11 protein-coding genes are annotated in these 12,528 nt (G+C 35.2%); 4 read left to right on the plus strand and 7 right to left on the minus strand.

The window, feature by feature from the left end; all coding sequences use genetic code 11:
- Positions 1-23: 23 nt before the first annotated feature.
- Positions 24-488, minus strand: a complete 465-nt coding sequence (locus ACN6NE_RS23950; protein ID WP_129709447.1) for a MarR family winged helix-turn-helix transcriptional regulator — start codon at positions 486-488, stop codon at positions 24-26.
- A gap of 399 nt (positions 489-887) precedes the next feature.
- Here ACN6NE_RS23950 and ACN6NE_RS23955 point away from each other — a divergent pair, with 399 nt between their 5' ends.
- Complete coding sequence (locus tag ACN6NE_RS23955) at positions 888-1,850, plus strand: VanW family protein (RefSeq protein WP_129709449.1); 963 nt, start codon at positions 888-890, stop codon at positions 1,848-1,850.
- A 43-nt stretch (positions 1,851-1,893) separates the two neighbouring features.
- Here ACN6NE_RS23955 and mbcS read toward each other — a convergent pair whose 3' ends face one another.
- A complete protein-coding gene (gene mbcS / locus ACN6NE_RS23960) occupies positions 1,894-3,474 on the minus strand; it encodes an acyl-CoA synthetase MbcS (protein WP_474327681.1) in 1,581 nt (526 codons plus the stop codon).
- Positions 3,475-3,630: 156 nt separating this feature from the next.
- The gene (locus ACN6NE_RS23965; protein WP_474327683.1) at positions 3,631-4,329 is read right to left on the minus strand and encodes a hypothetical protein; all 699 of its coding nucleotides are present in this window, start codon (positions 4,327-4,329) and stop codon (positions 3,631-3,633) included.
- A 1,510-nt stretch (positions 4,330-5,839) separates the two neighbouring features.
- On the opposite strand from ACN6NE_RS23965, the gene ACN6NE_RS23970 reads away from it, so the two are divergent.
- Positions 5,840-6,775 carry a 3'-5' exonuclease gene (locus tag ACN6NE_RS23970; RefSeq protein ID WP_474327685.1) on the plus strand — a complete coding sequence of 312 codons (936 nt, stop codon included), beginning with the start codon at positions 5,840-5,842 and terminating at the stop codon, positions 6,773-6,775.
- A 270-nt stretch (positions 6,776-7,045) separates the two neighbouring features.
- Here ACN6NE_RS23970 and ACN6NE_RS23975 read toward each other — a convergent pair whose 3' ends face one another.
- The 3 genes from ACN6NE_RS23975 to gad form a co-directional block, all read right to left on the minus strand.
- Positions 7,046-8,212, minus strand: a complete 1,167-nt coding sequence (locus ACN6NE_RS23975; RefSeq protein WP_129709457.1) for an Ig-like domain-containing protein — start codon at positions 8,210-8,212, stop codon at positions 7,046-7,048.
- Positions 8,213-8,676: 464 nt separating this feature from the next.
- Entirely contained in the window at positions 8,677-9,690 is a 1,014-nt protein-coding gene (locus ACN6NE_RS23980; protein ID WP_474327687.1) for a hypothetical protein, read from the minus strand.
- Positions 9,691-9,905: 215 nt separating this feature from the next.
- Entirely contained in the window at positions 9,906-11,309 is a 1,404-nt protein-coding gene (gene gad / locus ACN6NE_RS23985) for a glutamate decarboxylase (protein ID WP_474327689.1), read from the minus strand.
- 250 nt (positions 11,310-11,559) lie between these two features.
- Here gad and ACN6NE_RS23990 point away from each other — a divergent pair, with 250 nt between their 5' ends.
- Both ACN6NE_RS23990 and ACN6NE_RS23995 read left to right on the plus strand, forming a co-directional pair.
- The gene (locus ACN6NE_RS23990; RefSeq protein ID WP_474327691.1) at positions 11,560-11,691 is read left to right on the plus strand and encodes a hypothetical protein; all 132 of its coding nucleotides are present in this window, start codon (positions 11,560-11,562) and stop codon (positions 11,689-11,691) included.
- 200 nt (positions 11,692-11,891) lie between these two features.
- On the plus strand, positions 11,892-12,080 hold the full coding sequence (locus ACN6NE_RS23995) for a hypothetical protein (protein ID WP_474327693.1): 189 nt from the start codon (positions 11,892-11,894) through the stop codon (positions 12,078-12,080).
- A 70-nt stretch (positions 12,081-12,150) separates the two neighbouring features.
- On the opposite strand, the gene ACN6NE_RS24000 is transcribed toward ACN6NE_RS23995, so the two are convergent.
- Entirely contained in the window at positions 12,151-12,462 is a 312-nt protein-coding gene (locus tag ACN6NE_RS24000; RefSeq protein ID WP_129709465.1) for a hypothetical protein, read from the minus strand.
- Positions 12,463-12,528 lie beyond the last annotated feature (66 nt).

Genomic DNA, 12,528 nt, shown 5'->3' on the forward strand with positions numbered 1-12,528 from the left:
GCGGCTATAAAAGCCGCTTTTTTTTATGTTTCTTGCTGTAATTTTTGAGATATTTTTTTCATAATGTGAAAGTATTGATTTCTTTCTTCTTCTGATAAGTGTGAAAGTAAATCTGACCAAAAATCGACACGAGTGGCTTGTAATACTTCGACAACTTTTTCGCCTTTTTCGGTTAATTCTACCCATACGCTTCGGCGGTTTTGCTTTTTATATATACGATTTACAAGCTCATCATCTTCTAATTGATTTAATACAATGGTAATAGCACCAGGGGAGAGCCCAAGTACTTTTGTGATATCGCTAACAATGCAGCTGTTTTTATCGTGAATGGTCTTTAAAATTGCTTCTTTTGTTGAAGTTAAGTGGTAGGGAAGCAAATCATATTTCTCACCGATTACGGTGTTTTTATATTTTAAAAGAGCTTCTTTTACATGATCTATACTTTCTAGCTGATGACTAATCTCTTCTTTGCTATAACGTTCAGTCAAGCGTAAATCCTCCTCATAAAACAAATTCCATTTTTACCATTATACCATGTATGATGTCCATAGAAAAATGAACAACACCGCGAAAATTGTCAGAAAAATTTAAAAATAATTACCATAATTCGTTAAAAAATTCTTATTTTCGTGCTATTATATATAAGAATAGTAATAATAGGAAACGCATACAACATTTGTTTTCTATTGAGTTCATAAGAAAAATGGGGTCTATGAACATCATTCCGCTTTACCTCATGTGTTGAATAAAGAAAAAAATATAAAAAATGGTGATTATTCACTTTGACATATCGTCTTTTTAACGATGTTTGTATAAAATGAATGTATACATATTTTTATAGAAAAAACATATTGAGGTAAAGCCGAGATATGGGGGGATTCAATTACATGAAGAAAGTCTTAGGGGCGCTTTTGCTTGGCGCGACAATTGTGAGTGCGTTTATTGCATACAGCATGTATACAAACCATTCTGCAAAGCAAACAGCTGCGATAGAACAAAAACAAGCAGCTAAAAAACCGGAAAAAAAGGCTGAGAAAAAGAAAAAATCAGTCCTTAAAGTCGAAGACCTGACGTATCAGTTAAAGGATTCCCGTACAGGACAAGTAATGAAAGAATTCAAGCCGGTGCATTACCAGGATAAAGACGTATACAATCAAGAAATTAAACAATTAGCGTCTGAGCTTGCAAAAGGGATTGATACGCCTATGCAAAATATAAAAATGGACGCAAATGGAGCGTTGACTGGCGGATCCAAACAAATCATTTTAAAGGAAGCAGAGCTTGTTAAAAACCTGCAGAATTTAAATACGAAACAATTGGATGTGAAGGTTCCGATTTACGAAACCGCTCCAAATGTAACGGCAGCATCCGCTCAAGGAATTGCTGATGTATCATTAGCTTCGTATTCTACGCGGTTTCGTCCAAGTGATACAAGTAGAAATAGAAATGTTCAGCTATCAGCAGAAGCGATTAATAACGTTGTATTAGGACCAGGAGATTCTTTTTCCTACAATCAAACAGTTGGAGAACGTACAGCAGAAAGAGGCTATCAGCCTGCTCCTGAAATTATCAACAAACAATTAGTTATGGGAATTGGGGGAGGAATTTGTCAAACATCTTCTACGTTATTTAATGCCGTTGACGGGGCTGGTCTACAAGTGACAGCTAGGTCTCATCATTCAAAACATGTAGGTTATGTGCCTGCTGGAAGAGATGCAACCGTATCATGGGGAGGTCCTGATTTCAAATTCACAAACAACAAAGATTATCCTGTTATTATTAAAGCATATGCAAATGTAAATACCGGTGTTTTAACAGTAGATGTTCGTACTTCACAGCGTTCTATCTAATAAAAAAAGACGTATCCTAACAGATACGTCTTTTTTTCATTTATTATTCTTTTTGTTGCTCGCGTTCACGAAGTTCCACACGTCGAATTTTACCTGAATTAGTTTTTGGCAATTCATTAATAAATTCAATTACGCGAGGATACTTGTAAGGTGCAGTTAGAGCCTTTACGTGATTTTGCAGCTCTTTAACAAACCCTGCATCTGTTGTTTTTACATGATCAACAAGAACAACATATGCTTTTACAACATGGCCGCGATCAGCATCTGGGCTAGCTACAACGGCACATTCTTTCACCGCTGGATGCTTAATTAACGCATCTTCAACTTCAAACGGCCCAATTGTATAGCCAGAACTGATAATAATATCATCTCCGCGTCCTTGGAACCAGTAATAGTTCTCTTCATCTTTAGAAGCGCGGTCACCTGTTAAATAATAGTTTCCTTTATACGTTTTCTCAGTGCGCTCCATGTCTTTATAGTAGTGCTTGAAAAGAGAAGGGAGGTCTTTACGAACGGCAATGTCTCCAACTTCTCCAGGCTCACAAGGTTCGCCGTCTTCATTAATGATTTCTACAAATCCTTCAAGCATCGGTTTACCCATTGAACCAATCTTTGTTTTTACACCTTTTAATGTACCGATTAAAAGAGTATTCTCCGTTTGACCGTATCCATCACGCACTTGGATATTAAAATATTTTTTAAACACATTAATAACTTCTTCATTTAGCGGTTCACCGGCAGATACAGCGCTATGAAGGTGAGATAGGTCAAAACGTTCAAGCTCATCAATTTTAGCCATAAAGCGGTATTCTGTTGGCGTGCAGCACAGTACGTTTACTTTTTCATCCTGTAAAATTTCTAAAAACTTTTTAGGTTCAAAACGTCCGTTGTAGATAATACCCGTTGCACCTTGACCGAGTACAGATAAAAACGGACTCCAAATCCATTTCTGCCAACCAGGACCTGCTGTTGCCCAGACCGTATCGCCTTTTTTAATATCTAACCATTCAGCAGCAGCGATACGAAGGTGAGCATAAGCCCATCCATGAGTATGAACAACGCCTTTTGGCTGACCTGTTGTACCTGATGTATAAGGAAGGAATGCTGTATCATCCTTAGTTGTTTTAGCTGCTTGGAACTGTTCTGATGCATCCGCCGTAAGTGATTCTAAGCGCGTCCATGACGTAACATCAGCACCAAACGTAATTTTATGTTGTAGAGAAGTAGGGAAGTTTTCAATCTTATCGATCTCATTGCAGAAAGGATGGTAAGAAATAATCGCTTTTGCTTCAGCGTGATGTAAACGATATTGGATATCTTTTGCGCGTAATAGTTCTGAAGAAGGAATTACAATAATACCTGCTTTCAAGCATGCTAAGTAAATAGCGTACGATTCAATAAGGCGAGGCGCAATAACCAAAACGTGATCGCCTTTTGTTAATCCTAGCTCCGTTAACCCGTTTGCCACTTTATTTGCTTGTGCTAACAGCTGGTTATATGTAATTTCTTCACGTGCACCGTCAGCGTCCTGCCACTTTAACGCAAGCTGATCGGATGCATGTTTTTCGATTTCCTCTGTTAAGTTGTAATGTTCACTTGGAACTAAATCTTTTAGTTGAATCATAAAAACGACTCCTTATATTATAGATATCAATGATTTTTTATCATTACTATTATTATATTACTAACTATTAGTACTTGCTACTAATTTGTTTTGGGTTTTAGTAAAAAAGCAAAAAAAGACCCGCTTGTCTCCTTAAGACAGCGGGTATAACGTATGTCATTTAAATAAGCTCCATTTTGTATGAATAGGTACTAACTCTTCTTCAGACTCGTCCTCTTCGTATAAACCACGTTCTTTTAAATATTCCACAAAATATAAGTCTGCTTCCTTACGTTCATCATAAGGCTTGATTGATAAAACAAATCCTGCTTTATGCTGATCTTCATTTTCAACGCCTGAGAGATACGCTTTTACATTATGTTGCAAGAAAAGCTCTTTAGCGGGAATAATTAAGTCTTTGACGAACTTTGACAGCAATTCTAATTCAAAGTCGAAGGTGAACTTAGCAATTTTTTCTAGATCTGCAAATACCACGCCGATAAAACTCGTATTATGTATTTCGTAGTCTTTCGTTTTTTCATCCCACTCAATATGCCCGATTTCCTTTAAGTAATTAATAAAATACCCAATGCCTTCATTGCGGCCAAAAGGCTGTTTAGAAAGGACTAAGCCAATCTTCTTGTACTTAGGAAGATAGATGCATGAGATAGCAGCTTCAACTTTATGCTGTTGAAATAAGTGCGTTGCCCCTTGAAGCAAGGCATCTAAAACATGATGGGTAATTTTCATTTGTTTACGAGGGAAGTGATATTCGTTACGTGCTAATTCATCTGTATCAGCAAACGTTGCTCCAATAAAGCCTGTATTGGATAGGGTAGGAGGGAGCTTCTTTCTTTTTCTTTTTCGTACCGTCATTCAAAAACACTCCTTGTGATCATCAATACGATAAAAATAAAACGAACATACGTTCTTATTTAATGATACAAAAAAAGTGTCGAAAAGTAAAGAGAAGTTAATGGAGAATTTGAAATTTTATAATAAAAGTGACTGAGGTTTGTAAAACGTAGCGGTTAGTATAAGTTAAAGAGGAGAGGGAGAGCAAAAAATAAAAGGCTGCAGATGAAAAGCATCCACAGCCTTTTATATATTCATTAACGAGCTTCTGTTAAAGCTACCATATCTTCATCATCTAAATCGATATCTACGTGACAATCCATTGTATGAATTGTTTTATCTTCATGATTTCCATAATAAATTGTAATGTTCATGAGTATCGCTCCTTTAAAACTGGATAATGACATCCAATTTATACCGTCATCTATTTGTTTAATATTATACCCGATGAAAAAGGAAACTACAACTAAAATCACTAAAAAGCTGATAAGAAAGGGGTTTTCAGTAATTTTAACAAGGAATCAGATAGAATAAAAATACTATTTTATGTATTTTATTACAGAAAATACGAGGTTTTGACTTTTGTTAATGAATAAAAATCCATTTAATGCAAACATATGTACTAAATGAAAGATATACATTCTATAGCAAATAAATCCTTAAAAAATTAAACATAAACAGATTTTATCAATTTGCAAAGAGTTCATTGAGAATACGATGAGAAAAAATAAATGAGTATAAAATCTAAATCCTACAAGTAAACTCATTCATTTTTCAAAATCTATAAATATAAATCGAACTGATCAAACCCAAAAACAATCTGGTGAAATCAATATGCATTCTATAAAATCATATCCATATTTGTTCAATTAGAACAAATCTTGTTGATAATTAGTTTAGTGAGTTGAATCATATAAAGGCAAACCCTATCTCATTTTTTTAAATTCTGTCTCACTATCATAAGTATACTTTTATAATGAGACAGAATTTTCGTTTTATCTATTGGTTCCTAGAATATATATTATGTAAACTAGAAAAAGAAATAAAACCATTGAGGTCTCCCTTGCTCTTAGATCCTTGGAATACATATCACCTATCGCTTTGTCTTGGTTATTCGTTTGCTTTAAGGCTTTATCAAGACTTCCTATAAGAAAATAATCGCTCACTTGATTTGGATGACCTTACATCTTCAAGTGTACGTCGTTTTGTACAGAATTAAGTAATTAACATCGAATTAAGCTTAGAACGTTACAACGCCGTATATCAAGCTACTTAGTCAATATCGTTTAAAAGAAAATTATATGAAGTCAGACTTCACTGCTGACATCCAAGCGCCAAAATCAGACAAAAAGCTTCCTGTTTATATATCCCTCGAAGAGCTTCAAAAACTTTTCCGCTACCTAGAAACTGATAAGCATCCCCTAGCCTTTTGAAATAATTAATTGTTATTTTTATCGTTTGGAATTTATTGGTTCTTTCTCTTTCACCGCTATTCCCTTATAATAACCTGTTAGAGAGAGGAGCATAGAATATGGCAGATGTAAAACAATTTATCTTTTTTGATTTTGAAATGCTGTGTTCAAACAAAGGAATGCCGTTTGAAGATATGGAAGCAATTCGGCTCGGCGCGGTGAAGTACAATATCGAGACAGAAAACATTGAGTTTTTTGACCGTTATATTCAACCTACAAAACGTGTGTCCTTAAGCCGCTTTTGCACAGAGTTAACCGGTATTAAAGATACTGATTTAGTCGGTGCAAGTAATTTTAAAAATGTTTTTGAAGACTTTTTAACCTGGATTGGCGGAATTAAAAAATCCCGTTTTTTCTCTTGGTCTACCAGCGATTTATCTCGTTTAAAAATAGATGCAGAAAAGCACGAAATCTCTCTTGCTACTATAAAGAAAATAGAACAGCGTTATGTTGATTTTCAAGCAATTTTTACAAAGCGTGTTTCTAAAAATAACGTATCAGTAGAAAATGGGTTAGCTTTATATAATTTGCAGTTTGAGGGTAAAAAGCACAATCCGATGTATGATGCGTATAACACTCTTCGTATTTACCTAAGCTTTCTGCACGAGCCAGTGCAGTCTGATTTCATTATGATAAAGCAATTTGTTCTGGAAGAAGTACCGCAGAACATTAAAGAAATGAATGCAGTGCTTAGAAAGGCAATACAAAAAGACCTCCACATATTTGCGGAAGAGTTAAATGAAATGTATAAAATGAAAGATGCGGTAAAAATTATAAAGAGAACTCAAAGAATCGTTAAAAAATACGAAAATATTCTTATCAATCGCTCTGGTTTGTTTTCGGAGGAAAATAGTTTTTATGTCGGTCTGTTAGTGGATTTTTATCATAATTTGCTGCTTTGTTATAATGAACATCTCGAATATTCATCGAAAATTATCATTTTAGATGAGAGCACTCTATACCCTTTAAACCAGCTTTCTTTAAAGAGAGGATGAAAATCCGTTCTCTTTGGTACATAATTTAGCTCTTTCCTTATCCCCTTGTTCCCGTTCATTCCATAAACTCTCAATAAGGGAATCATCATTATAATCTTCCCTTATTAATAATAAAGTTTTAGGCCTCAATTAGGTCTAAATAAGTTTACTTACTACGAAATTATGTATTTTACACTAAATAAAAAAGCAGACACAATTGGTCTGCTTATATTATTATTAGATTGATTTACCACTCAATGCATCGCAGATAATCTAAACAGTTTATCAATTTTAATGTTTCACAACAGTTACATACGTAACTTTACTTACATTATTCGAAGCATCTTTAGCAGTTACGTTTAATTTAGTTCCTTTTTTCTGTACAGGGATACTAACAGAGAATAATCCCTTTGAATTTGCTTTTGCATACCCAATTCGATTCTTTCCTATATTAATAGTTACGGTAGAGTTAGTTTCTGCTTTTCCTGTCACAACCTTATCATTATCATCTACTTTATTAACTGCTGGCTTGTTTGGTGGAGTAACGTCAGCCTTTACAACTGTTATATAGGTAAGTTTACTTACATTTCCCGCACTATCTTTAGCAGTTACATTCAACGTAGTGCCTGCTTTTTGAACTGGAATACTAACAGAGAATGATCCATTTGAACTTGCCTTTGCGTACCCAATCCGTTTTTTACCTACATTAACAGTTACAGTTGAACCTGCTTCCGCTTTACCAGTTATAACTTTATCGTTATTGTCTACTTTATTAACAGTAGGTTTATTGGGCGCAACAGTATCTTTGTCAGCTTCAAATTGAGTAGAGATTCCATATATAGCATCATAATCATTTCCGTTTAGATCTAAAACAGGTATGTAATACGTGCCCGCTTTATTAACTTTATATCCTTGCACTTCCACTCCATCATCATATTCAGAACCTAAATATTCTAAATAACCATGGTCTTGATATTCATATTCAGTTGCTAAAAATAGTAAATCGATATTGGAAGTAGTGTCTGTTCCGCCCGCTACTAGTAAAGTCCCTTTTCCAGATACGTTCACCTTATAAAAATCTATATCAAGAGTATCGTCGAATTGCCCAAATGTTACTCTCTCGTTTAGTAGTATATCTGCTATTTTGAAATCATCATTAGGCTCACTTTCATACATTGGCTGACCACTACTGCCCTTAATACTTGCACTTGATGTATTAAATTTTTTCGTAGAAAAACCTTTAGGTATTTCTAATGAAATTAAAGTCTGTTCTTTAATTTCCCTTAGAGCATGGGGATTAATAACATTATGATTTAACGGTTTATCAGACTTCAGTCGGCTTTCAATTATTTTCTTTGAAGACTCATAGTTATTCTCAGCTGCTTGAGTTGTGCTTACTGACAATGAGGAAACTAGTAAACTTACAGATAATAATGAGATGATACCCTTTTTCTTCATCTAATCTCTCCTTTAACCACATGTAATTACTTTATAACTACGACTATGATACTACTTAACTTTTAACATAACCATATAATTCTATATTCAAATTCCGACAAAAAAAGACAGCCATTTTTAATGGGGCTGTCATCCTCTAGATCTTTTACTATTTTTATATCCGTGAAGGAAAAGATGTTTAGTTTTATAATGTACTTTCTCTTTACGAAAGTGAAATGAACTATAAAATGAAGCATAGATAAACCATATATCGGTTGTATTTAAAAGTATCAGTATCTACATTTTTTGTTCTTTTGAAAGATAGAGCAAAAAACTTTTCTATACTTTAGTTACTACGTTTTAATTTCAAAAAAGTTCCATTTTATTGCGATTTATAGCCAACAGAAATTAAAACCTCAAAAGTATAATAGCTGCTTTTGAGGTTATGTGTCGCTCTTTTTATGTTTAATAAACAGCTTATTTTATTAGTAACCGTCTACCGTAACATCAGTAATTGACCCATCGCTAGGACTTACTTGATACCATCCTTGTGTAGCTGTATGTCCTTCTCCTGTTTCTTCATTATCCACAACGCTTTCATAAACATGGATAATATAGTTTCCTGAATCGTCAACGTGATCGTATTCTACAAGAAGAGGTGAATCTTCAGATATGTCTTGTTGCTCACGAACTAGCTGGATAGCTTGCTCTTCGGAAACTGTTTGTTCGGCTGGTACCTCTTCCTCAAGGGCTTCTGTATCTTCTTCTTGCTCTGGTTCTGATTCTGTTTGCGCCTCATCTTCTAAAGAAGCTTCAGCATCAGCTTCTTCCTCATCCGCTTTTGCTTGAGCTTCCTCTTCCTCCTGCTGTTTCTTCTCTTCTTCTGCTAAACGTTCTTCCTCCGCTTTACGATCTGCTTCTGCCTGAGCTTCAGCTTCAGCATCAGCTTTGGCCTGTGCCTCTTCTTCTTTTTGTCGGTCTTCTTCTAGCTGCGCATAGTAATCATCTAATTCTTTTTCCATTTGCTGCTGTTCGAGTTCTGATAATTGCTTTTGTTGTTCTTGTATTTGATTTTGAAGCAAAGCAATTTGTTCTTCTGAAGCATTATCAACAAAATTGATATTTTCTACATAATCACCACTCGCGTCAAAGTTAACTTCCATCATACAAAAAACATTTTGCTCTTGATTAATGCTATAGTAAATATACTGATTGTCACCTACTTGGATATACTGATAACCATTCATTACATTTAATAAGTAATCGCGATCCGCTTCTTTAGAATTAACTGCTTTTTTAATTGTTGATGCTTTTGTTTGTAATGTATTCGGCGATGATTCTTTTACAGCCGTTTTGTTATCATTTTCTTTCGTATGAACCGCTGTTGATTTCTCTGTAGCCTCTTCTCTTTGCGATACATTTTCACTGGACTCATCGCTACAGGCTGTCAGCAATATAGCTAATAATGGAATACCAAAAGCAACTTTCAACATTTTCATAGACTATTATCCCCTTTTTTTATCTTTTTTTAGGTTTTACATAATTCTAAAGAACTATAAAACCTTAGGGGTTATTATACCAAAATTAAGAAAATATAAGAATATTTTCTTGTGTTGTTTATGGAATTTTTTGAAAAAATTATCCTTTTATGCATAAAAAAACACAAAGCCATGTACCTTTTTCAGAACACGGCTTTGTGTTTTCGTAACAGATGTTAATGATGAAATCCATTGTCGTATTTCGTGTCTTTAAGAACAGGTCTATCCAACGAGTTAAGAAATTCAACGGCTTGTTTGAAATTAACCATAAATAAATGAGCAAGGTCCCTTGAAAATCCATTTCTAACGACAATGCGCATGATCGTTATTTCTTCCATGTCTGCTGGGAGTGGATAAGCAGGCACTTGCCATCCATACGTGCGTAATTGTCTAGACAAGTCATAAAGAGTCCAGTTTGGCGTGTATCCTTCTTTTAGTTTCCAAGCAAGAACCGGGATATCTGAACCATCAGCAAGAATTTCGAATGCTTCCATTTCTCCAATTTCTTTGCTGAGAAACAGCGCGTTTTCTTGTGAGGTTTTTTGCACAGCATAATAGCCGTCTTTACCTAAACGCAAGAAATTGTAGTACTGCAAAAGAACTTGTGCTCCTGGTCTAGAAAAGTTGAGCGCAAAAGTTGGCATGTTGCCTCCTAAATAAGAAACGCGGAAAATAAGATCTTCAGGCAAGTCCTCTTTTTCTCTCCAAATTACCCACCCTAAACCAGGGTAAACTAAACCGTACTTGTGTCCCGACACGTTAATGGACTTTACTCGCGGCAAGCGGAAATCCCAGATAAGGTCTGGTTGAAGAAATGGAGCGATAAAACCTCCAGAAGCAGCATCTACATGAATAGGAATATCTAATCCTGTTTTTTCCTGTAACTCATCTAAAGCTTTTGCGATAGCAGCAATTGGTTCGTAAACTCCTGTATACGTGACTCCAAGAATCGGTACGACGCCAATTGTATTTTCGTCAACAGCATTAATGACGCCTTCTGCATCTAAATAAGGATGATCTGGATTAATATTCACATAACGAGGCTCTACATCCCAATAGTTTGCGAACTTCTCCCACACCACTTGAACCGATGAACTAAATACAATATTCGGGCGGTCCGTTGATAGCCCTTTACTTTTACGCAGTTTCTGCCAGCGTCTTTTTAACGCCAGTCCACCAAGCATACATGCTTCAGATGAGCCTGTAGTAGAAACGCCCATCGTTGTATCAGGATTAGGTGAGTTCCACAAATCCGCTAAAATACGTACACATCTCTCTTCAATAGCCGCTGTCTGCGGATACTCATCTTTATCGATCATATTCTTATCAAAAGATTCGCCGTATAAACGCTTTGCATCAGGCTCCATCCACGTAGTGACAAACGTAGCTAAATTCAAGCGGGCATTCCCGTCTAAAGCAATTTCGTCATGAATGATTTGATAAGCTGTTTCTGGAAGCATACCTTGATCACCGATACGAAGCCTTGGAATCGTCACTTCTCCTTGTCGAGAAAAAAGCGGATTAACAGCAAATTCATCAGGTAAATTTTTTTGTTCACGATGCGGGTGCCATTGAGGCATAAAGTATCATCTCCTTATGTATAGTGCACTTTGAATATCTAACAAATTGCTTTACGTTCACCTGGTTTTATAACAAGCAGGTCTCCTTTACACATTATGAGCTTTGAAGACTATTTTCATTCTGTTCATTGCAAGCAGCACGCAAGGATGAACTTTATTTAGTAACACTCATGAAAAAAGGGATGAAAATGATCTTGTCACAACTCAACTGGCGTAAAATATGGTAATATATTCTAAAGGAGGTTTTTAAATGGAGAAACAAGGGATTATCTTGCAAGACAAGTTTTTCGAGTTAGGTGAATCTCCTATTTATAATGAATCACAAGACGTTATTGGAAATGTCGCATATAAGTTATCTATTGCTAATAAATTTGAGATTTAAAAAAACGAAGAGATCGTATTTACAGGTAAATCTAAAATGTTTGCCCTTATGCCAGAGCTGATCATTTCAGATCACTATGGAAATGAAGTTGGCATGATTCAGCGAAAATTCACTTTTTTTAAAAAGAAGTATCTTTATATCAGAAACGATGGCGATACATATGAAATTACGGGGAATATAACAGAAGCAAATTCGACGTTTTGCGTTCCGGCGTTTCTATCATTCAAGTCCGCACACTCTCTTCTTTTCTGTCGTTACGTCCCCACACGTTTGCTTTAGAATTTCTTGAACCTGATCTTAATAAGTGGGAAGGAATTGCGGTTGTACAAGGCGTAAGGATGATGGTGAAAGACGAAAACAGCAGTACAGCTACTGCTCCGGCTCAATAGTGGTTATAGAAAGTTATATGATATAAAAAAACGAACAAACTTCAATATAAAGTTTGTTCGTTTTTTAAAATTAAGGGCCAAATACTAATGTACCGATGACGTGGTAGCCAATTGGTACAAGAAACAAGATGATATTTAAAATAATAGCCCATAGACAGAGCTTGTCTTTTTTTATAAAGAAACCAATAATTGCAGGAACAATCATGAGCGGAACTAAAAAGATAGGTGCGATAATAGGCAGTCCTTGAAGCTTTTCAGCCACAATAAGTCCTGTAAAAAAGTTAAGGATCAATAAAGTATTAATAATGACATATAAAAGTGAAATTCCTCCAAGAATCCCACCTATTATCCCACTTTTAGTTGTTTTAACAGTAGCATCCACGTTTTTATCACCTCTTTTTTAGAGATATAAGTAAAGTAAACTATACTATAATGTGGTTTTTATTGT

The organism is Priestia sp. 53B2 (assembly GCF_056099005.1).